The following is a 25,089-nucleotide window of genomic DNA, read 5'->3' as shown; positions in this document are numbered from 1 at the left end:
AACAGCGGGCGCAGCCCGCGGAAAAGGAGGAAGCGCATGACAGTCAATGTGGACGCCTCCCGGTGTATCGGCTGCGGGATGTGCGCGGCGGCGGTGCCGGCCGTGTTTCAGATCCAGGGGCGGGTGTCCGTGGTGCAGGCCCAGCCCCGGACCCCGGCGGAGGAGGCGGGGGCCTTCGACGCGGCCAACGGCTGCCCGGTCAATGCCATCCGGGCCCGGAAGGCATGAGAAAGAACCGCCCGCCGGAGCATTCCAGCGGGCGGCTTTTTTCATTCAATCCAGGTTCACCCGGAAATCTCCCCGGGCGGCGGCATCGGCCCGCCGCTGTTTGTCCGCGGCCAGGGCATCCAGCATCCCACCGATGATCTGGTTGGACACCAGAAAGCCCCGGGGCGTCAGGTGCCAGCGGCCGTCCTCCTCCACCGCATAGCCGGCCCTGGCGCACTGGTCCAGGAAGGGCAGAAAGCAGGTGAACCGGCGGCGGAAGCGGCGCTCAAATGCCTTGGGGTCCAAACCCGCCGTGGTCCGCAGGCCCAGCATTACCCATTCGGTGTCCCGGTCCAGGGGTGGGATGCGGTCGCTCTCCGACAGCATGGGGGCGTGGTCCCGCACGCCCCGGATATAGCCCTCCAGATCCTTTGTGTAGGCGTACCGCACGCCGCCGAAGTCCGAGTGGGCGCCGGGGCCGAAGCCGGCGTACTCCCCCAGGGTCCAGTATTTCAGATTGTGCCGGGAGGCGCAGCCCGGCTTTGCGAAGTTGGAGATCTCATACTGCTCATAGCCCTGGGCCTTCAGGAACTCCACCGTGTAGAGATACATGTCCGCCTGGGCGTCGTCCCCCGGCAGACCCGCGGTCCCCCGCCGGGCAAAAAGGGGCGTACCCTCCTCTACCTTCAACCCATAGCAGGAGAGATGCTCCGGCGTCAGGTCCAAGGCAGCGGAAAGGTTTTTCTGCCACCCCTCCAGCGTCTGATGGGGCAGGCCGTAAATCAAATCCAGGGAGAGATTCTGGAACTTGGCCTTCCGGGCGGCCTCCACGGCGGCTTCCGTCTGAGCCATGGTGTGCACCCGGCCGATCTCCGAGAGCTCTTCGTCATCGGCGGACTGCATTCCCAGGGAGAGGCGGTTGAACCCGCACCGGCGCAGGGTGCGCAGCTCTTTCCAGTCCCCGGCGGAGTCGGGATTGGCCTCCAGGGTGATCTCCGCCTGCTTGTCCACCTTGTATTTTTTCAGAATGGTCTTCAGGATCTTCACCAGCCGCTTGGTCCCCAGATAGCTGGGGGTGCCGCCGCCGAAGTACACGGTGTCGACCAGATGGCCCGCCGCGAAGGGGGCGGTCTCCGCCAGATGGGCGCACAGGGCATCCGTGTAGTCGTCCATCCGGCTCTCGGACCGGGGCAGGGAGTAGAAGTCGCAGTAGACGCACTTGCTCTTGCAGAAGGGAATGTGGATATACAGGCCCAGCGGGGCGGGCATGGGTCTCATGGGGATTCCTCCAAACACACAAATCTTCGGGCAACAGTGTACTCCCTTCCGCGCAGGTTTGCAAGTGCGTATAGTTTCCGAACAAGCAGGAGACCCTATGGGAAAATGGCCTGGAGGGGATTTTCAATGAATATGACGCCGCAGGAATACCAGCAGTATGTGAAGCAGAAGGCCCCCAAGTCGCCGCTGCTGAAGGATACGGTCCTGGCCTTTGTAGTGGGCGGGGCCATCTGCGTGGTGGGCCAGCTGATCCTGAACGGCTGGACTGCCGCCGGCCTGGAGGAAAAGACGGCGGGCACCGCCACCTCCTGCACGCTGGTGTTTCTCTCCGCCCTGCTGACGGGGCTGAACCTGTACAACAAGCTGGCCCGCTTTGGCGGCGCCGGGACGCTGGTGCCCATCACCGGCTTTGCCAACGCGGTGGTCTCACCGGCCATCGACTTCCGCAGCGAGGGATTCGTCACCGGCATGGCGGCCAAGATGTTCCTGATCGCCGGGCCGGTGATCGTGTTCGGCACCCTGGCCTCGGTGATTTACGGCGTGGTCCTGGTGCTGCTCGGCTGAAGCGGGAATGCCATGCCGTCCCGCTTTGGGGATGCTGCACCCACAGAGGCTTCCTATATCCTAAATATATCCGATCTCAAAAGTCAGAAGACCGCCCCGGCGCTGTGCAGCGCCGGGGCGGTCTGGTGTCTCGCAGCTTACAGGTCCTTCTTCCAAAGACCGTGGAGGTTGCAGTAGGCATAAACGGCCTTGGCAGTCTGGCCCTCCGCCAGGGCGAACACGACCTCCGGCGTCTCCTCCGGGTGGAACCAGTGGATCAGGGCGTCCCGCTCAGTCTCCACCACCACCCACTGGATAAAGTGCTCGGCGGTCATGGGATGGGTGACAGAGCCCACGTCCACCTTCACCAGACTGCCCTCCACCGTGACGGCAGGCACGTGCTTCTCCTGGGCGGCGTCGGTGACACCGGCCTCCAGCACATGCATCTCCTCGCCGCAGCACTTCACGGGCACCTGGGCGGAGGTGAGCTTGGTGATGACATTGCCGCAATGTTTGCAGATATAGAACTTCATATAGAATTCTCCTTTTTCCGTTTTTTGAAATACTTTCAAGGGGAGAGGGATTTCTTCTGGCAATATATTAGCATATCCAAATGTGCGCATATATTGCATTTGCAACTACAAAAAAATTCCGGGTATCCGGCTGGCTGAAAAGGCGCTCTGTAAAAGCATCTGATCCGAAAAACGGAGCGTCCGGCCGGGGTGTGCGCGGCGCGGTATTTTTTTCGTATTTCAAAAGTTGACATAACGGTGTGGAAAACTCTGTGGAGAATGTGCAAAACCCCGATGAAAAGGGCATTGAGCTGGGTGACGGCCAGGTTATGAGAAATTTTACGCAATAACATTTTTGTAAAATTTGTGTGAAGCGTCGGGAAGCGGGCGGGATCACGGCGTCTTTTGGGGGAGCACTTGAAGGACAGCGCCGGGTGTGCTACAATAAATTTATGAATTTTACGGCAGACACTGCCTTTGGAGGAACTTAATGGCAACCAAGAAGCAGGACTATGGCAACGACAGCATTTCGGCATTAAAGGGCGCAGACCGGGTCCGGAAGCGGCCCGGCGTCATTTTCGGCTCTGACGGACTGGAGGGCTGCGAGCACGCGGTGTTCGAGATTCTCTCCAACTCCATCGATGAGGCCCGGGAGGGCCACGGCCGGACCATCACTGTCACCCGGTTTGCAGACCGGTCCATCCAGGTGGAGGACGCGGGCCGGGGCTGCCCGGTGGACTGGAATGAGAAGGAGCAGCGGTACAACTGGGAGCTGGTGTACTGCGAGCTGTACGCCGGCGGCAAGTACGACAACGTCTCCGGCGACAACTACGAATATTCCTTAGGGCTCAACGGATTGGGTGCCTGCGCCACCCAGTACGCCTCCCGGTACATGGACGTCACCGTCTGGCGGGACGGCTTTGAATACACCCTGCACTTTCAGCGGGGCGAGATCGTGGGGGAGCTGGGGAAGGCGCCCCTGCTCAAGAGCCAGGCCAGAAAAACCGGCACCCGCACCCGCTGGCTTCCCGACTTGGACGTGTTCACGGACATCGCCATCCCGGCGGAGTACTTCACCGACGTGATGAAGCGCCAGGCGGTGGTGAACGCCGGGGTCACCTTCCGGTTCCGGAACGAGACAGAGCCGGGTCGGTTCGAAGAGGCGGAGTTCCTCTACGAAAACGGCATCATGGACTATGTGACGGAGCTTGCGGGAGAGGGGAGCCTGACGGCGCCGGTGTTCTGGCAGACGGAGAAGAAGGGCCGGGACCGGGCGGACAAGCCGGAGTACAAGGTGAAGCTCAGCGTGGCCTGCTGCTTTTCCAATAAGGTGAACGTCATCGAGCACTACCACAACTCCTCCTGGCTGGAGCACGGCGGCTCTCCGGAGAAGGCGGCCAAGTCCGCCTTTGTCTCCGCCATCGACAAGTACCTGCGGGACCAGGGGAAGTACCAGAAGAGCGAGGGCAAGATCACCTGGGCGGATATCGAGGACTGCCTGGTGCTGGTCAGCAACAACTTCTCCACCCAGACCAGCTACGAGAACCAGACCAAGAAGGCCATCACCAACAAATTCGTCCAGGAGGCCATGACGGAGTTCCTCCGCAGCAACCTGGAGATCTACTTCATTGAAAACCCCTTTGACGCAGAGAAGATCGGCGAGCAGGTGCTGCTGAACAAGCGCAGCCGGGAGAAGGCGGAGGAGACCCGCCTGAACGTGAAGAAGAAGCTCTCCGGCTCGGTGGACATCGCCAACCGGGTCCAGAAGTTCGTGGACTGCCGCACCAAGGACGTGGACAAGCGGGAGATCTACATCGTGGAGGGCGACAGCGCCCTGGGCAGCGTGAAGCTGGCCCGGGACTCCGAGTATCAGGGCATCATGCCGGTGCGGGGCAAGATCCTGAACTGCCTGAAGGCGGACTATGCCCGGATTTTCAAGAGCGAGATCATCACGGACCTCATCAAGGTCCTGGGCTGCGGCGTGGAGGTCCAGAACAAGCACGTGAAGAACGTGGCGCCCTTTGACTTGGGCAACCTGCGGTGGAGCAAGGTGGTCATCTGCACCGACGGCGACGTGGACGGCTTCCAGATCCGGACGCTGATCCTCACCATGCTGTACCGGCTGACCCCCACCCTGATCCGGGAGGGGTACGTGTATATCGCGGAGACGCCCCTGTTTGAGATCAACAGCGGCGACAAGACGTGGTTCGCCTACTCCGACAAGGAGAAGAACGACATCGTGAAATCCCTGGAGGGGAAGAAGTACAAGATCGACCGGTCCAAGGGCCTGGGCGAGAACGACCCGGACATGATGTGGCTGACCACCATGAACCCGGAGACCCGGCGGCTGATCCGGGTGATGCCGGAGGACGTGGAGCAGACGGCGGCGGTGTTCGACCTGCTGCTGGGGGACAACCTCCAGGGCCGGAAGGACCATATTGCGGAGAACGGGTACAAGTACCTGGAGATGGCGGATATTTCGTGAGAGTTTTATGAGATCAGCAGCCCGTCCGCCCGCTGGCCCGCCATGAGCCGCAGGCCCAGTTGGAGCCCGATGGCAAAGGACTCCGTGCCCCACAGCAGGCACAGGTCTTCCAGCCGGTCCCACAGGAACAGCGCGTCCGCAGGGCTGCCGTGGGAGACGATCCGCTCTTTGAGCGCATCCGCCTGTTTGCCGACTTTCATCAACGGCAGGGCGTAGTAGTCATACAGCCATTTATAGGTCTCATTCATGGAGCAGCCTCCTTTGAATTTTATGAATACAGCATACTAGAGTTTCGGAAAATGCGCAATACGTGAATTATTTCAAGTATTTTGGCTGTTTGGGTTAATAAATGCGTAGCCGTTGGGACAGAAAGCACCCTCTGTTTCGACAACGGAAAATACACTCCCAATCAACGGATAGCGGAGAGGATGCCATGGAACGCCCCCAGCGGAAGCGCCTGCGGCTGGAGTCCTATGATTACAGCCAGCCGGGATCTTATTTCATCACCATCTGCACCAGGGAGCGGAATCAGGAGGTCCTGTGTTCCATCGAACCCGCCGTAGGGGCGATTATCAATCGCCCGCCTCGAATCTCCCTGACACCTCTGGGGCGGATCGTGGATGAAACCATCCGAGCGATCCCGGATCACTACCCCGGCATATCGGTAGATCAATATATCATCATGCCGGACCATGTGCATTTGATTTTGGCACTCCGGCACATCGGGCCGGACGAGCGGCAGATTGCCGCCCCTACGCCGCTGTCGAACGTCATCCAGCAGATGAAGCGGATCACCAGCAAGTAAGCGGGCATTTCTCTTTGGCAGAAGGGCTTTTATGACCATGTGATCCGCAATGACGAGGACCTAGCCAATGTTCGCCAGTACATCCGCAACAACCCCTTGAAATGGATACAAGATAAGGACTGATTACACTTGCCCAAAAAGAAAAAAACCGACGACAACAAGCATAAGGTAGACGCGTCCAACGTCATCGGCCTTCACGCGGCGGTGGTGGAACAGCCCATCACCGACACGCTGGAGACCAACTACATGCCCTACGCCATGAGCGTCATTGTCTCCCGGGCCATTCCGGAGATCGACGGGTTCAAGCCCTCCCACCGCAAGCTGCTGTACACCATGTACAAGATGGGTCTGCTGACGGGAGCCCGGACCAAGTCCGCCAACATCGTGGGCCAGACCATGCGCCTCAACCCCCACGGCGACGCCGCCATCTACGACACCATGGTGCGCCTCTCCCGGGGCTACGGCGCCCTGCTGACGCCTTTTGTGGATTCCAAAGGCAACTTCGGCAAGGTCTACTCCCGGGACATGGCCTGGGCCGCCCCCCGGTACACAGAGGCCAAGCTGACGCCCATCTGCGCCGAGCTGTTCCGGGATATCGACAGCGACACCGTGGACTTTGTGGACAACTACGACAACACCATGAAGGAGCCGGCCCTGCTGCCCACCACCTTCCCCAACATTCTGGTGTCCGCCAACAGCGGCATCGCCGTGGGCATGGCCTCCCAGTTCTGTGGGTTCAATCTGAAGGAGGTCTGCGACACCACCATCGCCTATCTGAAGAACCCGGACTGCGACCTGATGGAGACCCTGCTGGCGCCGGATTTCCCCACCGGCGGAGAGCTGATCTTCGACCGGAACACCATCCGGGAGATCTATGAGACCGGCCGGGGCAGCGTCCGGGTCCGGGCCAAGTACCGCTACGTCAAAGAGGAGAATCTCATCGAGATCTACGAGATCCCCTACTCCACCACCGTGGAGGCCATCCTGGACAAGGTGGCGGAGCTCATCAAGGCGGGCCGGGCGAAAGAGATCGCCGACATGCGGGACGAGACGGACCTCTCCGGCCTGAAACTGGCCATCGACCTGAAGCGGGGCGTGGACCCGGACAAGCTGATGACCAAGCTCTACAAGCTGACACCCCTGGAGGACGCCTTTGCCTGCAACTTCAACGTGCTGATCGCCGGTACTCCCAAGGTGCTGGGGGTGCGGCAGATCCTGGAGGAGTGGACTGCCTGGCGGACCGGGTCCGTCCGGCGGCGGGTCTACTTCGTGATGAAGAAGAAACAGGACAAGCTGCACCTCTTAAAGGGCCTCAAGCGGATCCTGCTGGACATCGATAAGGCCATCCAAATCATCCGGGAGACAGAGGAGGAGGCCGAGGTCATCCCCAACCTGATGATCGGCTTCGGCATCGACCAGATCCAGGCGGAGTACGTGGCGGAGATCAAGCTCCGCAACATCAACAAGGAGTATATCCTCAAGCGTGTCAACGAGACCGACGCCCTCCAGGACGAGATCGCCGACCTGGAGGACACCCTGAACTCCCCCCGGCGGCTGAAGCAGATCCTGGTGGACGAGCTGACGGAGGCGGCCAGGAAATACGGCGAGCCCCGCCGAACCTCCATCGTGTACAGCCACGAGATCGAGACCTATGTGGAGGAGGCTCAGGTGGAGGACTACTCCGTCCATGTGTTCCTCTCCAGGGAGGGGTACTTCAAGAAGATCACCCCCGCCTCTTTGCGAATGGCGGCGGACCAGAAGTACAAGGACGGGGACGGATTGTCCCAGACCTTTGAGACCACCAACGGCGCGGAGATCATGTTCTTCACGGACCGGTGCCAGGTGTACAAGACCCGCCTCAGCGAGTTTGAAGACACCAAGGCCAGCGCCTTGGGGGACTATCTGCCCGCGAAACTCTCCATGGACAGCGGCGAGAATGTGATCTACGCCGTCCTGCCGGGACCGGACTACGCCGGGGCCCTGCTGTTCTTCTTTGCAAACGGCAAGGCGGCCCGGGTGGACCTGACCGCCTACAAGACCACCTCCAACCGCCGCAAGCTGACGGGGGCCTACTCCGACAAGGCGCCCCTGGCCTGTATCCGCAGGCTGGATACAGACTGCGAGCTGGCGGTGTACTCCACGGAGCCCCGGGCGCTGATTTTCCACACCGCTCTGCTGGCTCCCAAGACCACCCGCACCACCCAGGGGGTGGCGGTGATGACCCTGAAGCCAAAGTACCAGCTGGAGACGGTGAAGGCGCTGGAGGACACGCCCATCACCAACCAGAGCCGCTACCGGGTGCGCAGTCTCCCGGCGGCGGGCGCCCTGCTGCGGGAGGAGGACTCCGAGGAGCGGCAGATGGATCTGCTGGACTGAATCAGATAGAAAAGGAGTAGATCTATGGCGCAGAAGGTGAGGAGCTGCGGTATCATCACGCTGGGGGCAGTGATCTACGCCCTGGCATTTGACTGGTTCGTAGCCCCCAACCAGATCGCCATGGGCGGCGTGACGGGTCTGGCCCAGATCGTGAACGCCCTGGTGCCGGTCCTGCCGGTGGGAGTGCTGTCCATCCTTGTCAATGTGCCGCTGTTTCTGGCGGGCTGGCGGCTGCTGGGAGGCCGCCTGCTGGTGAGCAGCCTGTACGCCATGGCAGTCAGTTCCTTGGCCATTGACGTGATTGCATGGATGCATACCTTCCCCCCGATGGACCCGATCCTGGCGACCCTGTACGGCGGCGCCGGGATGGGGGTAGGGCTGGGATTGGTATTCTCCCAGGGGGCCACGACGGGCGGCACGGATATCATCGGCAAGCTGCTGAAGCTGAAATTCCCCTGGCTGCCCATCGGTAAGCTGGTGATGATCCCGGACATGGTGGTGGTGATCCTGGCTGCAGTGGTGTTCGGCACCGTCAACGCGGCACTTTATGGCTTGATTCAGATGTATCTGCTGTCCAAGGTCATGGATATGATCCTGTACGGGTGGGATACCTCTCGTGTGGCCTACATCATCACCGACCGGTGGGAGGAGACGGTCCAGGGACTGCTGGATATGAACCGGGGCGTGACGCTGCTTCAGGGAAAAGGCGCATACACCGGCGCGGAGAAGCAGGTACTGCTGGTGGCCTTCAGGCAGCGGGAGATCGTGCCCATCAAGCGGATGCTGCGGGAGATCGACCCGAAGGCTTTTTTCATCGTGTGCGACGCCCATGAGATCCTGGGCGAGGGATTTGGGGATTATCAGAAGGAGGAAATTTGACATGACAGATTTCACGAAGGTTCAGCAGGCCCTGGAGCGCCGGGGCTACACCGTACGCACCTTTGCGGCGGCGGCGGAGGCCGCGGCCTACCTGGACGGCGCCATCGACGGCAAGACCGTGGGCTTCGGCGGCTCCGCCACCCTGGACGCTCTGGGGGTGTACGACAAGCTGGCGGCCCACAACACCGTCATCTGGCACTGGAAGCAGGAGGCGAACGCCGCCCGGAAGGCGGCCATGCAGACCCAGGTGTACCTGTCCTCTGCCAATGGCCTGGCGGAGTCGGGGGAGATCGTCAACATCGACGGCACCGGCAACCGGGTGTCCGCTACGCTGTTCGGCCATGAGAAGGTGTACTTTGTCATCGGCCGGAACAAGCTGGCCCCCACCTACGAGGCGGCGGTGTACCGGGCCCGGAACGTGGCTGCACCCCAGCGCGCCCGGCAGCTGGGGAAGAAGACGCCCTGCGCCGTGAAGGCGGACCGCTGCTACGACTGCCGGAGTCCTGAGCGGGTCTGCCGCGCCTTGGTGACTCTCTGGGGGCCTATGCTGGGCATGGAGACGGAGGTCCTGCTGGTGGACGAGGACCTGGGGCTGTAAGCGCGCCCCTGCCCGTCCCTGGGCCATTCTGACCGGAAAGGAGGCGCCGAGCCGTGAAGATGCGCCATCTCACCCTGCTCCTGTGCGTCAGCCTGTCCCTGACGGGGTGCAGCGCCCTGCTGGAGCGGAACTATGCCACCGTGGAGCCCCACAGCAGCAAGTTCTGGGAGAGCGAGGCCGCCGGGACTCTCCGGGCGGAGAACTACCAGGACATCGTGAACGACCTGCTGATCCTCATCGGCCAGCACACGGAGAGCGCCACGGTCCGCCTCTACAACTACGAGGACGATCTGACGGTGGCGGACACACTGGAGCAGGCCACTACGGAGGTCCAGCAGGAGACGCCTATGGGCGCCTATGCCGTGGAGTATATCACCGCCTCCAGCCGGTCCCAGCGGGGGTACTATGAGATCAGCATCCAGGTCAGCTACCGCCGGACGGCGGAGCAGATCCAGGCGGTGGTGAACGCCACCAGTACGGAGGCGCTGTCCGCCCTGCTGGAGGCGGCGCTGGACGAGGGCCGCACGGAGCTGGCGGTCCGGGTCGGCTATTGGGGAGAGGACGGCCAGGCCCGGGTGGAGGAGACGGTGGCACAGCTCCGGGAGGCGCGAGGTCTGGCAGAGACGCCGCCCTGGACGATCTCCTATTATCCGGCACAGGGTCCGGTGGGGCTGATCGAGTTTGTGATGGGCGGAGACGCCGCGGCTGCTGCGGAAGAAAATTCGGAAAATCTTGCAGAAGAGTCTTGACAAGCGGGTGTTTCTCTGGTAGAATACCCCTTGTTCCGCGGGCATAGCTCATCTGGTAGAGCGCCACCTTGCCAAGGTGGAGGTAGCGAGTTCGAGCCTCGTTGCCCGCTCCAGAGTGAAACAGGACACCCAGCTTTGGGTGTCCTGTTTTTTCATCAGAAAGCGAACTCGCTGCCTCCGCCCCGCGCCGAAGGCGCGATTGGATCAGAGGTGAGGCAGGGGGCCTGCGAATGGCGGTCAGCCATTCGCGGGATGCCGGGAAGCGAGCTCGAGCCTCGTTGCCCGCTCCAGAGTGAAACAGGACACCCAGCTTTGGGTGTCCTGTTTTTTTGTGTAGGAGGCGAACTTGTCCCGCCAAGGTTTTGTCTTCGGCAAAATACTTGAACGGCGTAGTGGCGCCGCCGGTCTGTTGGGCCGGGATGATAGACGGCAAACGCGATACCCCGCTGAAGGCGTGCCGTTGACTTCCCGCTCCGGAGAGGATAGCATAACCGATGAGGGAGGTCGTATGCTGAAACTGTTTCTGGTGATGGCCCTGATGTTTCTGCCGCTGTCTGTACCTTACGGCATCCTCTGCTTTGCCGCAGCCCGCTGGGGCCTGCAGCGGAAGACTCTGCGTTTCCGGCGGGGTGTCAGAGTATGCCTTTTGATCGGACTGGCCCTTTTGGCTGTGGGGATGGCCTATGGACTGCTGCGGTACTGCGGCGTCTTGGTGTTTCCGAATGACGATCCCCTCTTCCATTCACCTGTTCAACTCCAGCGGCGGCGATGAGGGGTTTCAGTACCTCTATATGTGCGGGACGGTGTTCCTGGGCATTCTGGCGGCCCTGCGGCAGGAGAGGGCGGCGCACCCCGCAGACCCGCAGAAGGCCGCAGATCAACACGCGTCCGACTGCTGAGACAAATAACGGATGAAGCCACCCGCTGCAAAGGCAGCGGGTGGCTTGCGTTTTCCTGTTTACTTCTCCATCCCGCAGGGCCAGGCCTCCTGTGCGGCGGTCCGGTCCCGCACCACCGTCTCATACAGCCGCCAGCCGCCGGAGAGGTTATAGCATTTGAACCCCTGCTGGGCCAGAATACGGCACGCGATATAGCTCCGCAGGCCGCTCTGGCAGATAACGTACACCGGCTTGCCTACCGGGACTTCCCGCAGCCGCTCCCGCAGGTCATCCACCGGGAGGTTAACAAAGCCCTCCGCGTGGCCGTCGGCGTACTCGCCGGGGGTCCGCACGTCCAGCAGCGTCACACTGCCGTCCCGGGGCAGGGCGTCCACATCCTCCGGGAAGAACTGCTCCACCAGCCCATGGGACAGGTTCTCGATCATAAAGCCTGCCATGTTCACCGGATCCTTGGCGGAGGAGTAGGGCGGCGCGTAGGCCAGATCCAGATCCTTCAGCTGGAGGGCGGAGAGTCCCGCATGGATGGCCGTGGCCAGCACGTCGATCCGCTTGTCCACACCCTCGTAACCCACGATCTGCGCACCCAGCAGGCGGTATGTGCCCTTCTCGAACACCACCTTCAAGGTCATGACTTTGCCGCCGGGATAGTATCCGGCGTGACTCATGGGGGAGAGGTAGACCTTGTCGCAGTCGATGCCCGCCTGTTTTGCCGTCTTCTCATTGACGCCGGTGGTGGCGATGGTCATATCGAATACCTTGATGACGGAGCTGCCCTGGGAGCCGGGATACCGGCTGTCTCCGCCGCAGATGTTGTCCGCCGCGATGCGCCCCTGCTTGTTGGCGGGGCCCGCCAGGGAGAGGAGGGTGTCCTGCCCGGTGACGAAGTGCTTCACCTGCACCGCATCCCCCACAGCGTAGATGTCCGGCGCGGAGGTCTCCATCCGGTCGTTCACCAGGATGCTGCCCTTGATCCCCAGCTCCAGCCCGGCCGCCTTGGCGAGGCCGGTGTCCGGCGTGACGCCGATGGCCAGCACCACCATGTCGGCGGTGAGGGGCGCCTCGTCCTTCAGCAGCACATTGACCCGGTCACCGTTGGCGGCAAAGCCCTCCACAGTGCAGCCCAGATGCAGCCGCACCCCTTTTTGCCGCAGCTTGGCGTGGAGGAAGGCGGCCATGTCCGCGTCCAGGGGATTCAGCAGCTGGCGGGGCCGCTGGACCACGGTGACGTCGATGCCCAGCTCCCGCAGGTTTTCCATCAGCTCCACGCCGATGAAGCCGCCGCCGGCCAGCACCGCGGACCGGGGATGGTGCTGTTCGATGAATTCCCGGATCTTCAGGGTGTCCTCTACCGTGCGGAGGGTGAACAGGCGGTCGATCCCTACGCCGGGCAGCGCCGGCTGGGTGGGCCGGGCACCGGGGGAGAGGACCAGTTTGTCATAGGATTCGGTAAAGGTCTCGCCGGTAGCGAGATTCCGCACGTCCACGGTCTTCTCTGCCGGGTGGATGGCTGTGACTTCGTGGCGCACCCGCATGTCCACCCGGAAACGCTGCCAGAAGCTCTCCGGCGTCTGAAGCGTCAGCTCCTCTTTGTCGGTGATGACGCCGCCGATGTAATAGGGCAGACCACAGTTGGCGTAGGATACATATCCGGACCGCTCAAATACCACGATTTCCGCGGTCTCGTCCAGCCGGCGGAGCCGGGCCGCGGCGGTGGCGCCTCCGGCCACGCCGCCTACAATGATGACTTTCATCTCACTTGACCACCTTTCCACGATAGTTGCAGATGCCGCCCAGATCCGTCACATCAGTATACCCCATGCGCCGCAGCAGGCCGGCCGCCTGACGGCTCCTGACGCCGCTGAGACAGTAGACGAAGAGGGGCGTCTCCCGGGCGGGGGGCAGAAGCTCTGTCCGCCCCAACGTCTGCAGCGGCAGATTCCGGCTCTCCGGAATATGACCGTCCGCATATTCCTCCTGTGTGCGCACGTCCAGCAGCAGGGCGTTCGGCGTGGCGGCAAACCGCTCCAGCCCCTGTCCCAGGTCCGGCCGCTGCAGAAATCCAAAGAATCCCATCATACGCATCCTTTCTGTCCGCGCCGCTGCTGCGGCGGGGCTCCCGGCACCGGGAGCCGGGCCGTCCGGCGGCTCTTTTAAAAAGAGTATACCACACGCCGACCGGGATTTCTGTGACAAAAGCACAGAAGTGTCCGGCGCTTGCAATCCCGTCTGGGTGGTATATAATGAATAACAATGCAGACCGGGGCCTGCGGGGGACCGGACAGGAGGCGTGCGGATGGAGTTTTTCTGGGAGATGCTGTCCCTGCAGGAGACGATGTTCCTTCTGATCCTGACGGGCGTACTCATCAAAAAGCTGAAGATCATCGACGCGGCGGGGCGGAAGATGCTCTCCGACCTGCTGATCGATGTGATCCTGCCCTGCAATATCGTCGAGTCCTTTTTAGGCGGGATGGTGTTCCCAGACGGCTTCGCCCGGAACTGCCTGCTGGCGGTTGGACTTTCCGCAGTCATCCAGCTGATGTCCATATACGGCAGCAAGCTGCTCTTCCGAAAGTACCCTCGGGAGCAGAGGAGCGTTCTCTCCTACGGCATCATCTGTTCCAACTCCAGCTTTGTGGGGTTGCCGGTGGCCCGCCTGCTGTTTGGGGATCTGGGCGTGATCTACACGTCCATGTTCCAGATCCCGCTCCGCTTCACCATGTGGACGGCGGGGCTGTCCCTCTTCACCAGCGTCAGCAGGAAGGACGCCTTCCGCAAGCTGGTCCGCCACCCCTGCATCATCGCCGTTTTCGCGGGGCTGCTCCTGATGGCCGCTCCGGTGTCCCTGCCGGGCTTCCTGGACAGCGCCGTCGCCTCGGTCAGCAGCTGCACCGTCCCGGTCTCCATGTTCGTCATCGGGACAATCCTGGCGGACGCCCCCATCCGCTCCATGTTCTCAAAGCCTGTTCTGTGGTACACCTGCCTGCGGCTGGTCCTGTACCCGCTTCTGCTGTGCGTACTGCTCAAACCGCTCCACCTGGACACGACGCTGACCAATGTCTGTATCCTGATGACGGGGATGCCCGCCGGCAGCACGGGCTCTATTCTGGCGGACAAGTATGACTGCGACGCCGTCTTTGCCTCGCAGATCGCGTTTGCCTCCACCCTGTGTTCGATCCTGACGATCCCGCTCCTGACTCTGGTAATGGAGTCGTTTCCCCTTTGAGGAAGCCTGCACCCTTGCGGGCCCTGCCGCTGCGGGACGGCGGGATCCAAAAAACAGACTGCACGAGCAGTCTGTTTTTTGCTGGGTCGGGGCTCTTTCGGGACCGCCCCGCAAAGGCTGCCAAAGCAGGCGGCTTGACGCTGAGGGAGGGCTACCCCTGTTTTTGGGCCTTATACGCCTCGCCCCAGTTCCTCATGGCGTCCAGAATGGGTTTCAGGCTGTACCCCAGGTCGGTCAGCGTGTATTCCACGCGGGGCGGGACCTCCGGATAGACCGTACGGGTCAGCAGGCCGCTCCGCTCCATCTCCCGGAGCTGGGCCGTCAGCACTTTCTGGCTGACCGAGCCGATGGACTTCTTCAATTCTCCAAAACGCTTTGTCCCCGGCATCAGATCCCGGAGAATGAGCACCTTCCACTTGTCACTGATCAGCGTCAGCGTGGTTTCCACCGGACAGGCCGGAAGTTCTTTTGCCGCGGCTGCCATCTGCAGGTCCCTCCTGTATACCGATCACTTCAAATCCTCTGATATCATCCATATTTTATGGTACCTGCAGAGCGATTGTCAAGCTCCCATGGGGCGGCGATGAAAAATTTCGCCCCGTGGAAAGCCCCGCAGCCCCTTGGTTACCTCCCGGTGCCTATGTCACAGCATTGTGCGTACTTTACGAGTGGTGAATCCCGCCGTACAATAGAAAGCGAGGGGTGAAGCAGCCTGCGCTTTCCCGCAGAAGGGGACGCCCTCTGCAAGTGCCGGGAAGCGGGCTCTGTGCCGATCTCCGCTCTGGCATTTCCGGTATCAGACCGTACAATGAATCTTTCCTTTGGAGGAGACCCATGGATCGCAGGGAACAGGTACAATATTTGAATCAAACCCTTCTGGCGGAAATGCCTCAGTACCGGGAGCAGGCGGAAGCATTTCCGGTGGATGCATTCTCACAGCGGCGGCTGCTCCGCTCCCTGATGAATGTCCGGCCGCCCATGCCCCTGGCCCCCAAATTTCTGGAAGTCCAGGATGCCCTGCTCTCCGCCGAGCGGGAGGAAAAGGACGTGGTGAACGGGGATGCCCTGCCTCCCACTGCAGGAGATCCCCGCCTGGTGCTCTGGCAGGGGGACATCACCCGGCTGCGGGCGGACGCCATTGTGGATGCAGATAATTCCGCTCTGCTGGGCTGCTTCGCCCCCTGCCACGGCTGCATCGACAACGCCATCCACTCGGCGGCGGGGCTCCAGCTCCGGGACGCGTGCGCAGAAATCATGCGGGCCCAGGGGCATCCTGAGCCCGCCGGCCGGGCCAAGCTGACACGTGCCTATAACCTGCCGGCCCGGTATGTGCTCCACACTGTGGGGCCCATCGTGGGCAGATGGGTGACCTGGAAGGACCGGCGGGAGCTGGCCGCCTGCTACCGCTCCTGCCTGGCGCTGGCCGCGGAGCATGGTCTCCGCAGTGTGGCCTTCTGCTGCATCTCCACCGGGGAGTTCCACTTTCCAAACCAGGAGGCCGCCGAGATCGCCGTGAGAACGGTCCGGGAATTTCTGGAGCAGCAGACAACTTCCGTAGAAAGGGTGATCTTCAATGTTTTCAAAGACCTGGACGCAGCCATCTACCGCCGTCTCCTCGGACCCGATTGAGCAGCTGAAGGGGGCCCTGGCCTCTGCGGACGCAGTGGTGGTCGGGGCGGGGGCGGGTCTGTCCGCCTCTGCGGGGATGACCTACTCCGGCGAACGGTTCCGGCGGTATTTCAGCGACTTTCAGTCCAGGTACGACATCCAGGACATGTACTCCGGCGGATTCTATCCTTTTGAAAGCCTGGAGGAGTACTGGGCCTGGTGGAGCCGGCAGATCCTGGTAAACCGCTATGAAAAGGCGCCGAAGCCTGTATATGGCGATCTGCTGAAGCTGATAAAGGACAAGGACTACTTTGTCCTGACCACCAATGTGGACCACCAGTTCCAGCTGGCGGGCTTCGACAAGCAGCGGCTGTTCTACACCCAGGGGGACTATGGCCTGTGGCAGTGCTCCAAGCCCTGCCATCAGGAGACCTATGACAACGAGGAGACCGTCCGCAAAATGTTTGCAGAACAGAGGGACATGCGGATCCCCACGGAGCTGGTGCCACGCTGCCCCAGGTGCGGCCGTCCCATGGCCATGAACCTGCGGTGCGACGATACCTTCGTCCAGGATGCGGGCTGGTATGCCGCCGCCCGGCGGTACGAGGACTTCCTACGGCGGCACAGGGGACGGCGGCTGCTGTTCCTGGAGCTGGGGGTGGGCGGCAACACCCCGGGCATCATCAAGTATCCCTTCTGGAAGATGACCCTGGAGAACCGGAGCGCTGCCTATGCCTGTATCAATCAGAAGGAGTCCTATATTCCCCCGGAGATTCGGGGGCGGTCTGTCTGCATCCCTGCGGACATCGGACATATTCTGAAACGACTCACCCTGCTGGAGCACTGAGACCTTCCCCCACCCGGGGAGGCGCATTGAAATCCCTGCTTGCCGGTGATCCCTGTGTAAATGGGACAGAGGTGCGGAAGACTCGGTGGGGTCTCCACGGGAAAATGGACTACCATCCCCAAATGCCTGCCGGCAGCTGAAACGGCTTGCGTCAAAGCCGCGTTTGCAACGGTATTGACAAGAACACAGAGCTTGCGGGATCACGTTGCCGCCCAATCCTTCGCTGCGGTCCGATGTTTTCACAGCTCACGGCAGTTCTCAGGGATATGAAAAAGGCCTCCGGCATCTTGCCGGAGGCCCTTGTTTTTTAGCGATGGAGGGTTTTCCAGGCGGCTTCGGCCTTCCGGTGCTCCGCATACAACCGGTACCGGAACGGATAGTCCGGGCTTGCAGAACAGCTGGACTGTACCGGCGAACCGATCCACGCAGCTCGCTGCCCTGCCGTATGGGAACCCCGACCGCAGTTTTAAATCCCAATACTCATCAGAATCTGTGCAGCAAGCCACAGCAGCAGCGCGGACACCACAGCCATGCTCCTGGGGTACTTGCCCGCGGCGCCGGAGGAGATCCGGTCCAGGATGGAGTGGAGCAGCACCTCACAGATCAGGAACACAGCGCCGCCCAGGATCCCGACCCGCAGCGCGTCCAGCACCGTCGGCACACTGCCGGCGCACAGAGAGAGCACGCCGAACGCCACAGTGCCCACGATCAGCGAGGTTGCCCAGAACCGGTGGTTCTTCCCAAAGAGGATCACCTCCAGGACCAGCGCGAGGAGAGAGAGGGCCGCCAGCGTGGGAATGTCCAGCGCGGGCAGGATGATGTTGGGGACCAGCGCCGCTGCAATCTGGGCGGCAAGACCCGCTGCCAGCAAGGTCACGGAAAGGCAGATGGACGCCGTGCACAGCGGCGATACAATGATCTTTTTCAAACAGCATCAACCTCCCCACTCTGTCGCAGACGTGCTGACATCTGCACCGGTGACATACGCGCAGGCGGAACTGACGCCACGGGCAACCGCCCGCGAGGTGACGGTGGCGCCGGTGATCGCGTCCACACCACCGCCCACCTCCGCCTCTCCGGAGGTGCCGACGAACTGTACCAGAAAATCAATGTCCGTCAATGCGTTCCGGCCCAGGCCGAAGGTCTCCTCCATGTCCCGGACCACCAGACCTGTTACATGGCCATTGCTGTCCACACCGGTCCACTGGCGGATGGGGCCGGCATAGCCGTCCACAGTGGTCTCTATGATCCAGCCGCCTTCCCCTTTCCAGACGGCCGTAATATTGGCATCGGTCCCCGTGTCCTCTTCCGGGGTGAAGACCGTGCTTCCGGGAAGCAGGGTCTCCATCATCTCCTGTTGCTCCGCTGCGGCGTTTGCGGCCGCGGCGGGAGCCACGGCATTCCCAGCCACTACCAGGATCAGGCCGGCAAGCAGCAGGGAACCGGCACTGACAAGCAGCTCTTTTGCCTTCATCGAAGGCCTCCTTTCCGTTGCGGCGCGCCGAACAGGCGGGTGGGCGTGAAGCGCTCCAGCAGCCAGGACGCGGCATTCATCAGTAAAATCGCGTAGGTGACGCCCTCTGGGTAGAGCCCGGCGGAGCGGAAGAGCACGGTCAGCACGCCGCAGCCGATCCCATAGAGCACCTGCCCGCCGGGCGTGGCGGGGGAGGTGGCGTAGTCCGATGCCATGAAGAGGGCCCCCAGCAGGACCCCGCCGCCCAGAAGACTGTACAGCATCCACCGAAGCGGTTCCATCGGTGCGAAGGCGAAGCTCAGGACCGCCATCGTTCCGAGATAGCTGACGGGGATCCGCAGCTTGATGACCCCGCGGACCACCAGATATCCGCCCCCGATCAGCAGCGCCAGCGCGGAGACCTCACCGATACACCCACCGATGCTGCCCAGGAACATCTCCGAAAGCGGGACGTCCGGCAGCGCGGGCATCACCATGCTGTGGAGGGGCGTGGCGGCTGTGACCACGTCTGCGGAGCCCAGGTCCAGGGGAACGGATGCCCCAGGGGCCGCGAAACGGGTCATGGACGCGGGAAACAGCAACAGCAGCAGGGCGCGGGCCGCCAGCGCGGGATTGAAAATGTTCTGGCCCAGGCCACCGAAGGCAGCCTTCACTACAATGACGGCAAACACCGCACCCACCGCCGCCATCCAATAGGGCACGGTGGCCGGGAGCGTCAGCGCCAGCAGCAGCCCCGTGACGGCGGCCGAGAGATCTTCCACGGTCTGGTACCGGCCGGTAAGCTTGCTCCAGAGCGCCTCGGCCAATCCTGCGGCCGCAATGGATACGGCCGCAAGCAGCAGGCAGCGGAGCCCGAAGAAGATCGTTCCCGCCAGGAGGGTGGGCAGCAGCGCGATCAAAACGTCCAGCATGATCCGCCGGGTGTTGTCGCCGCAGCGGATATGCGGGGATGAAGACATGGCAAACCTCATGATGGTTCCTCCCTTAGCCGCTGTTTTCCCTCCCGGATCGCCGCCACGATGGGCAGCTTCCCCGGGCAAGTGTAGGCGCAGCAGCCGCACTCCACGCAGTCCAGAATGCTGTATTGCCGAAGCATTCCCACATCCCGGCAGCGGGAGAAGCGATAGAGGTACAGCGGCTGGAGCCCCATCGGGCAGACGGACACGCACCTGCCGCAGCGGATGCAGGAGGGGTGGGGAGACTCCAGGTCATCGGCGCTGGTCAGCGCCACAATGGCGTTGGTGCCCTTGATTACCGGCGTGGAGAGATCCGCCTGGGAACGGCCCATCATGGGGCCTCCGGCGATGACCTTCCACACATCCCCCTGCAGGCCGCCCGCCGCCTCGATGGCGTGGGCGAAAGGCGTCCCGATGGGGACGATCAGGTTTTTCGGCTCCTTGATCCCGTGGCCGGTGATCGTGACGATCCGGCGGAGGATGGGCTCCCCGTCCGCCACGGCCCGGCATACGCTGGCGCAGGTGGCGATGTTGAAGACCGCACACCCCACATCCTTGGGAAATCCGCCGGAGGGGACCTGGCGGCCGGTGACTGCCTGGATGAGCTGCTTCTCCGCCCCCTGGGGGTAGCGGGTGGGCAGCACGACCAGTTCCACCTCGTCCTGCTGCTTCAGCTTGTCCGTCAGGATCGAAACGGCCCGCTCCTTGTTGTCCTCAATGGCGATCACTGTCCGCCGGGGCTTCAGCAGCTGCCGCAGCAGCCGCAGTCCGCGAATCGCCCGGTCCGCATCCGTGCAGAGTAGGGCGTCATCCGCCGTGATATAGGGCTCACACTCACAGGCGTTGGCGATCAGGGTCTCCACCTTCCCGATGTTCGCCTTGATATCGGTGGGGAACGTGGCACCGCCCATGCCCACCAGCCCGGCCTCTCGAATGCGGCGGATCAAGGCGTCGGCGTCCAGGGCATCCGTGTCGGCGCAGGGCGGGACCGCGCTGTGGTAGGTGTTCTGAAAGTCGTTCTCGATCACCACAGCCAGATGGGGCTGGCCGCTGGGGTGGCTCCGGGGCTCCACGGCCTTCACGGTGCCTGACACCGAGGCGTGAACAGGGACGCACAGTCCCTCGCCGTCACCGATCTTCTGCCCCATGTCCACATGGTCCCCGGCCTTTACCAGGGGCGTGCAGGGCTTTCCGATATGCTGGAGCAGCGGAATGACCACCTCCCGCGGCGGCGGGCAGTCCTCCAGCGGTGCTCCGCTGGACAGTTCCTTGCGCCCCGCGGGGTGGACGCCACCCCAGAAGGTTTGCTTTCGCAGCATATGATCTCACCTCTCCTCATGTTCCGTTTATGAATGAAAATAGGCGTCACAGCCCCCCGTCCAGGAGGCGGAGCCGTCTGCGTAGACCCACAACGCCTCTGCGCCATACGTCTCCAGCAGGGCCCGGCCGCTCTCCTCATCCATGATGAATGCCGCCGTGGAGAGGGCGTCTGCCAGCCCCGAGTCCGCGCAGATGACCGTCACGGACCGGTAATGCCGGGCGGGCCAGCCGGTATCCGGGTCTATGATATGGTGGTAGGCGACGCCGTCCACCGTGTAATACCGTTGATAGTCCCCGCTGGTGACCACTGCGCCGCTGGTGATATCCAGGCGCTGGACATACTCCGTGTCGTCCCCATCAGGGTTCTGGACGCCGATCACCCAGGGGCTGCCGTCGGGTTTGGGGCCCGTAACGCAGACGTTGCCGCCCAAACTCAGCACCATGCCCGTCGGCAGTGCGGCGGCCACGGCACCGGCGGCGTACCCCTTGGCGACAGCCCCCACGTCCAGGCGCTGTGCCGGGTCCGTCAGATACACCGTGGAGGCCGCTTCATCCAGCACGACATTGTCAAAGGAGGTATGCTCCAACGCGGCCTGGATAGCATCCTCCTCTGGGAGATAGGCATGCTCCGGGTCGTTGACGGACGCCTCACGGGCCTCGTGCCACAGCAGAAGGACGCTCCCCATGGCGGCATTCACCTTGCCGCCGCTGTCCGCATACAGGTCCCGGCACAGGAGCAGCAGGTCCAGGATCCGCGCATCCACCGTCACCGGGGCGATCCCCGCCTGGTCATTGACGGTCTTGAGGTTGTGGATCCCCTCATAGTCGTTGTAAATGTCGTAGAGCTGGTGGTATTCCAGCAGCAGATCGTGAGCCATCTCCGCCGTCTCTGTAAAGTCCTCCTGGCTCTCCGCATAGCCCATGACCGTGGTCACTGTATCGAACACGTCCAGAAAGGTCGCCTGATATTGCTTGGGCCTCGTCTCCACCTCCTCCGGAGCGGCGCAGGCGGTCAGAAGGAGGCAGGGGAGCAGCAGGGACAGCAGCCGGAGCCTCACCGGAGTTTTTCCAGCAGGGCCTGGAAGCCGCCGATGGAGATGGTGACGCTGGAGGCCAGGTCCGCCTCTGCGGGCTTGGTGGCCTCATCCACCGCGATGCCCGCCACCTCGTCCAGGGTCTTGCCGGTGACATAGGCGGCAAAGGCCGCCGCCTGTTCATTCCACTCCTTGCCGATGCTGCTGACGGCGCCCATGCCGTAGTCCGCTCCCCGGTCATTCTTGCTGGGCACCGGGGCGGAGAGATCCGTGAGGAGCTGTCCCTGGCCGTCAAAGCTGACCTGGGCCTGCACGGCGTCGATCACGCAGGAGGTGATGGCATCTCCGTTCATGGTCACGGCGGCGATGTTCACATTGGTCTCCACCATGCCGGCGGCGCCCTCTGGTGCATTGCCGGCGGCCATGGAATTGCTGGTCACCAGCCGCAGCTCATCTCCGGCCTGAGCGCCCAGCGGCTGGGCGCGGCCCACCGCCTCCGCGATGGCGTTCTGGAAGCCGCCGATGGAGATGGTGACGCTGGAGGCCAGGTCCGCCTCTGCGGGCTTGGTGGCCTCATCCACGGCAATGCCCAGCACCTCATCGGCCGTCTTGCCCACCACATAGTCCGCCAGAGCCTGGGCCTGCTCGTTCCACTCTTTTCCGATGCCGCTGATGCTGCCCATGCCGTAATCAGCGCCCAGTTCATTTTTGCTGGGCACCGGGACGGTGAGATCCGTGAGGAGCTGGCCCTGGCTGTCAAAATTTGCCTTTGCCTGTACGGCGTCGATCACGCAGTCAGTGATGACGCCCGTCTCATCCACGGTGACGGCGACGATCGTCACATCCGTTTGGATCAGACCGTCCTCCTCTCCCGCACTGGCGCTGGAGGATAGGGAGCCCACCGCATAGAGGCCGGTGCGGAGGCTGCCCTGGCTGTCATGGGACGAACCTTCCTCCGCATCCGCGGAACTCTGGAGAACATCCGCTGTCGTGGCGGGCCGGCCGCTGCAGCCGACAGTTGTGAAAAGAGCTGCTGCGACTAAAATCGCTGTTAAAAATTTTTTCATCCGATTTTCCTCCGATCCTGGGATTGATGCGGCGTAGAGATGAGCTCCCAGAAATGAGCATAGTACTTCTGATTTGTTACTTTTTTATCATATCAAAAAAGCGTGTATCCTGTAAAGTATTTTCAACGAATTCTATAAAAAGTGGAAAAGATATCCAAATTCTTGGAAAGAAGCTGTGAAAATTGAAAGCTTTTCACAAAAGAAACCGTCAAGAAACAATCGCTCCACTCAAAAGGAAAAAGCATTCCGCGTTTTCGGGGGCTTTTCCGGCTTTGTCGCTGTCCGGTGCGGCGATTTTCTGCAATAGAACCGGGAAAAACGATTCAAATTTCTGCGGTATGATATTGCCATTGCCTTTGCGGCGCAACATCCGCCGGGCCTTGACAGTATGTTTCTCAGGGGAATCAAGGGCTCCCGAAGCGAGCTGCCGGGACTCGGAGTGGTCATCAAAGAATGGGACGCCATCACCATGGCGAACCCCAGTAGTGTTCGCATGGAAATCAACGAGGCAAAGAGAGGTGGCGTCTTCGATTCCCGCAATGGGACGATACTGAAAATATGCAGCCTCATTGATGTCGGCGAACATGCCGGCAGTGGCATCGCAATATCTTTTACGTATGGCGCCTGTAATCACAGAGCGGTTTGAGCCGGAGTGGACTCTGCTGGAGCTCTTCCTTAAGAAAAACAGCGATAAGAGTAAGGGTGGAAGAGACCATCATGACATACCTGGCCGATCATTCCGAAGCAAAGCATCGGAAACTGCAGAGTCTATTGGCCTGAAGCCGCCCTGTACAAGAGATTATCTGAATGATCTGATTTCAGGGGGCCATCGTGACCAGGGGCGGGAATCGAAGCTATCAGCTAAAAATGGGACAGTTTAGAGAATATCATCGGAAATGAGACCCTGACAGAAAAAGAGAAGTATTTTTAGAACGACAGCGGTATGGAATTCCATGCCGCTGTTCCGGAAGGAATACAGACATGCACTATCTGAGCCGTTTGAGATGGTATTGAAAGATAGAACCTTTGCGGAATCAAGAACTTGCATATACGTTTTTCTACATACCGACTTCCGGTACGGCCTCTGGTATCATGTTCGCCGTAAAACGGGAGGAGGCGCGTCCCTTCATAGAAAAACTGGCAGATCCGCGTATAGCTTTTTGGAACTGGAGAAAATCTTACGATTACGGCACTAAAATAACAAGGCCCACAGCGGCAGCTGCCGCTGTGGGCCTTGTTATATTTGCACATCCGGTAAAATATCGTTGTGAAATCACAAAAGGAGGCATCTTATGACCGAAGACAGACTGACTCCCCTGCAAATCCAGGCATTTGCCCGCCACCTCCGGCTGGAGGAGAAGAGCGAAGCCACTATGGAGAAGTATCTCCGGGACATCCGGGCCTTCGCACGCTGGCTGGACGGGCGGGAGATCAGCAAAGGGTTGAGCGCGGCGTGGAAGGCTCATCTGGTGGAGCGGGGCTACGCCCCCGCCAGCATCAACGCCAAGCTCTCCGCACTGAACAGCCTGCTGGAGTTCCTGGGCCTCGGCGGCTGCCGGGTGAAATTCCTGAGGGTCCAGCGGCGACTGTTCCGGGACGCCGGCCGGGAACTGACGAAGGCGGAGTACCAGCGCCTGCTGGACACGGCGCACCGGCTGGGACAGGAGCGGCTGGGCCTGCTGGTGGAAGCCATGGGGGCCACGGGCATCCGGGTCAGCGAGGTGCGGTATCTCACGGTGGAGGCCGCCCGGCAGGGCAAGGCCGAGATCTCCCTCAAGGGCAAGATCCGCACCATCCTATTGCCGGAAAAGCTCTGCCGGAAGCTGCTCCAATACGCCCAAAAACAAAAAACCGCCTCCGGTGCAATCTTTCGCACCAAAAGCGGAAAAGAGCTGGGCCGCCGGCAGATCTGGGCGGAGATGAAGCGGCTGTGCGGGCGCGCCGGGGTGGACCCGCGCAAGGTGTTCCCCCACAATCTGCGGCACCTGTTTGCTATGGTGTTCTACCGGACCAGCCGGGACATCGTCAAGCTGGCGGACCTGCTGGGCCACAGCAGCATCGAGACCACCCGCATCTACCTGGTGACCTCTGGCGCAGAACACCAGCGGACGCTGGACCGGCTGGGACTGATCTCCTAATCACGGAATTCGCATTCCGACACAAATGATCGTGAAAAAATAGTTCGTCCTACATATCAATAGACAAATTTTAGCACAAAGGACAGCTAAC

Annotated in this window: 27 protein-coding genes and 1 tRNA gene; 15 read left to right on the top strand and 13 right to left on the bottom strand. The window is 61.7% G+C overall.

The genetic code is table 11. The features are described 5' to 3' along the window. Positions 1 to 36 precede the first annotated feature (36 nt). Positions 37 to 228, top strand: coding sequence for a ferredoxin (locus DN611_RS13820; protein WP_021747569.1), 192 nt, complete (start codon positions 37 to 39; stop codon positions 226 to 228). A gap of 45 nt (positions 229 to 273) precedes the next feature. Here the strand turns inward: DN611_RS13820 and hemW are convergent, their stop codons facing one another. Next, complete coding sequence (gene hemW / locus DN611_RS13815) at positions 274 to 1,485, bottom strand: radical SAM family heme chaperone HemW (RefSeq protein ID WP_119311637.1); 1,212 nt, start codon at positions 1,483 to 1,485, stop codon at positions 274 to 276. Positions 1,486 to 1,611: 126 nt separating this feature from the next. On the opposite strand from hemW, the gene spoVAC reads away from it, so the two are divergent. Continuing rightward, positions 1,612 to 2,049 (top strand): stage V sporulation protein AC, encoded by a 438-nt coding sequence (gene spoVAC / locus DN611_RS13810; RefSeq protein ID WP_021747567.1) that lies wholly within the window; start codon positions 1,612 to 1,614, stop codon positions 2,047 to 2,049. Positions 2,050 to 2,186: 137 nt separating this feature from the next. Here the strand turns inward: spoVAC and DN611_RS13805 are convergent, their stop codons facing one another. Beyond that, positions 2,187 to 2,561 (bottom strand): desulfoferrodoxin family protein, encoded by a 375-nt coding sequence (locus tag DN611_RS13805; RefSeq protein WP_119311636.1) that lies wholly within the window; start codon positions 2,559 to 2,561, stop codon positions 2,187 to 2,189. 469 nt (positions 2,562 to 3,030) lie between these two features. Between DN611_RS13805 and DN611_RS13800 the strand changes: the two genes are divergently transcribed. Continuing rightward, entirely contained in the window at positions 3,031 to 5,025 is a 1,995-nt protein-coding gene (locus DN611_RS13800) for a DNA gyrase/topoisomerase IV subunit B (RefSeq protein WP_119311635.1), read from the top strand. A gap of 5 nt (positions 5,026 to 5,030) precedes the next feature. Here the strand turns inward: DN611_RS13800 and DN611_RS13795 are convergent, their stop codons facing one another. After that, positions 5,031 to 5,273 carry a hypothetical protein gene (locus DN611_RS13795; protein WP_119311634.1) on the bottom strand — a complete coding sequence of 81 codons (243 nt, stop codon included), beginning with the start codon at positions 5,271 to 5,273 and terminating at the stop codon, positions 5,031 to 5,033. Positions 5,274 to 5,458: 185 nt separating this feature from the next. Between DN611_RS13795 and DN611_RS13790 the strand changes: the two genes are divergently transcribed. From DN611_RS13790 to DN611_RS16755, 8 genes are all read left to right on the top strand, one after another. Next, positions 5,459 to 5,830, top strand: coding sequence for a transposase (locus DN611_RS13790; RefSeq protein ID WP_249390836.1), 372 nt, complete (start codon positions 5,459 to 5,461; stop codon positions 5,828 to 5,830). A gap of 129 nt (positions 5,831 to 5,959) precedes the next feature. After that, positions 5,960 to 8,206 (top strand): DNA gyrase/topoisomerase IV subunit A, encoded by a 2,247-nt coding sequence (locus DN611_RS13785; protein WP_119311633.1) that lies wholly within the window; start codon positions 5,960 to 5,962, stop codon positions 8,204 to 8,206. A gap of 24 nt (positions 8,207 to 8,230) precedes the next feature. Next, positions 8,231 to 9,085, top strand: coding sequence for a YitT family protein (locus DN611_RS13780; RefSeq protein ID WP_021747731.1), 855 nt, complete (start codon positions 8,231 to 8,233; stop codon positions 9,083 to 9,085). Between the two features lies 1 nt (position 9,086). Then, the gene (locus DN611_RS13775; RefSeq protein ID WP_021747732.1) at positions 9,087 to 9,683 is read left to right on the top strand and encodes an LUD domain-containing protein; all 597 of its coding nucleotides are present in this window, start codon (positions 9,087 to 9,089) and stop codon (positions 9,681 to 9,683) included. A 59-nt stretch (positions 9,684 to 9,742) separates the two neighbouring features. Continuing rightward, a complete protein-coding gene (locus DN611_RS13770) occupies positions 9,743 to 10,432 on the top strand; it encodes a hypothetical protein (RefSeq protein WP_249390896.1) in 690 nt (229 codons plus the stop codon). Positions 10,433 to 10,469: 37 nt separating this feature from the next. Further along, a tRNA-Gly gene (locus DN611_RS13765) sits at positions 10,470 to 10,545 on the top strand. A 395-nt stretch (positions 10,546 to 10,940) separates the two neighbouring features. Then, a complete protein-coding gene (locus DN611_RS13760) occupies positions 10,941 to 11,204 on the top strand; it encodes a hypothetical protein (RefSeq protein WP_119311631.1) in 264 nt (87 codons plus the stop codon). Next, positions 11,155 to 11,331, top strand: coding sequence for a hypothetical protein (locus DN611_RS16755; protein WP_160117443.1), 177 nt, complete (start codon positions 11,155 to 11,157; stop codon positions 11,329 to 11,331). Before DN611_RS13760 ends, DN611_RS16755 begins: the two co-directional genes overlap by 50 nt. A gap of 59 nt (positions 11,332 to 11,390) precedes the next feature. Here the strand turns inward: DN611_RS16755 and DN611_RS13755 are convergent, their stop codons facing one another. Next, a complete protein-coding gene (locus DN611_RS13755; protein ID WP_025544077.1) occupies positions 11,391 to 13,082 on the bottom strand; it encodes an FAD-dependent oxidoreductase in 1,692 nt (563 codons plus the stop codon). A gap of 1 nt (position 13,083) precedes the next feature. Further along, positions 13,084 to 13,407: a rhodanese-like domain-containing protein gene (locus DN611_RS13750; protein ID WP_394802903.1), complete on the bottom strand. Its 324-nt coding sequence runs from the start codon at positions 13,405 to 13,407 to the stop codon at positions 13,084 to 13,086. 217 nt (positions 13,408 to 13,624) lie between these two features. Here DN611_RS13750 and DN611_RS13745 point away from each other — a divergent pair, with 217 nt between their 5' ends. Further along, a complete protein-coding gene (locus tag DN611_RS13745; protein ID WP_021747738.1) occupies positions 13,625 to 14,554 on the top strand; it encodes an AEC family transporter in 930 nt (309 codons plus the stop codon). A gap of 151 nt (positions 14,555 to 14,705) precedes the next feature. Here DN611_RS13745 and DN611_RS13740 read toward each other — a convergent pair whose 3' ends face one another. Then, positions 14,706 to 15,038 (bottom strand): winged helix-turn-helix transcriptional regulator, encoded by a 333-nt coding sequence (locus DN611_RS13740; protein ID WP_021747739.1) that lies wholly within the window; start codon positions 15,036 to 15,038, stop codon positions 14,706 to 14,708. Between the two features lie 350 nt (positions 15,039 to 15,388). On the opposite strand from DN611_RS13740, the gene DN611_RS13735 reads away from it, so the two are divergent. Further along, entirely contained in the window at positions 15,389 to 16,183 is a 795-nt protein-coding gene (locus DN611_RS13735; RefSeq protein WP_119311630.1) for a protein-ADP-ribose hydrolase, read from the top strand. Next, positions 16,128 to 17,009 (top strand): SIR2 family NAD-dependent protein deacylase, encoded by an 882-nt coding sequence (locus tag DN611_RS13730; RefSeq protein WP_021747741.1) that lies wholly within the window; start codon positions 16,128 to 16,130, stop codon positions 17,007 to 17,009. Before DN611_RS13735 ends, DN611_RS13730 begins: the two co-directional genes overlap by 56 nt. Positions 17,010 to 17,475: 466 nt before the next feature. Here DN611_RS13730 and DN611_RS13725 read toward each other — a convergent pair whose 3' ends face one another. From DN611_RS13725 to DN611_RS13695, 7 genes are all read right to left on the bottom strand, one after another. Further along, entirely contained in the window at positions 17,476 to 17,937 is a 462-nt protein-coding gene (locus DN611_RS13725) for a hypothetical protein (RefSeq protein WP_119311629.1), read from the bottom strand. Between the two features lie 6 nt (positions 17,938 to 17,943). Then, on the bottom strand, positions 17,944 to 18,483 hold the full coding sequence (locus DN611_RS13720; protein ID WP_021751592.1) for an FMN-binding protein: 540 nt from the start codon (positions 18,481 to 18,483) through the stop codon (positions 17,944 to 17,946). Then, positions 18,480 to 19,442: an RnfABCDGE type electron transport complex subunit D gene (locus DN611_RS13715; protein WP_333637349.1), complete on the bottom strand. Its 963-nt coding sequence runs from the start codon at positions 19,440 to 19,442 to the stop codon at positions 18,480 to 18,482. Before DN611_RS13715 ends, DN611_RS13720 begins: the two co-directional genes overlap by 4 nt. Before the next feature lie 8 nt (positions 19,443 to 19,450). Continuing rightward, the gene (gene rsxC / locus DN611_RS13710) at positions 19,451 to 20,758 is read right to left on the bottom strand and encodes an electron transport complex subunit RsxC (protein WP_119311628.1); all 1,308 of its coding nucleotides are present in this window, start codon (positions 20,756 to 20,758) and stop codon (positions 19,451 to 19,453) included. A gap of 27 nt (positions 20,759 to 20,785) precedes the next feature. Further along, positions 20,786 to 21,817, bottom strand: coding sequence for an FAD:protein FMN transferase (locus tag DN611_RS13705; RefSeq protein WP_119311627.1), 1,032 nt, complete (start codon positions 21,815 to 21,817; stop codon positions 20,786 to 20,788). After that, complete coding sequence (locus DN611_RS13700) at positions 21,814 to 22,860, bottom strand: hypothetical protein (RefSeq protein ID WP_025544084.1); 1,047 nt, start codon at positions 22,858 to 22,860, stop codon at positions 21,814 to 21,816. Before DN611_RS13700 ends, DN611_RS13705 begins: the two co-directional genes overlap by 4 nt. A gap of 208 nt (positions 22,861 to 23,068) precedes the next feature. Next, entirely contained in the window at positions 23,069 to 23,446 is a 378-nt protein-coding gene (locus DN611_RS13695) for a hypothetical protein (protein WP_119311626.1), read from the bottom strand. 706 nt (positions 23,447 to 24,152) lie between these two features. Between DN611_RS13695 and DN611_RS13690 the strand changes: the two genes are divergently transcribed. Next, positions 24,153 to 24,998, top strand: coding sequence for a tyrosine-type recombinase/integrase (locus DN611_RS13690; protein WP_119311625.1), 846 nt, complete (start codon positions 24,153 to 24,155; stop codon positions 24,996 to 24,998). Positions 24,999 to 25,089 lie beyond the last annotated feature (91 nt).

The sequence above is a fragment of the Oscillibacter sp. PEA192 genome, assembly GCF_003574015.1.
GTDB lineage: Bacteria > Bacillota > Clostridia > Oscillospirales > Oscillospiraceae > Oscillibacter > Oscillibacter welbionis.
The sequence above is the reverse complement of the archived record's forward strand: the minus strand, read 5'-3'. Positions and strand labels throughout refer to the sequence as shown.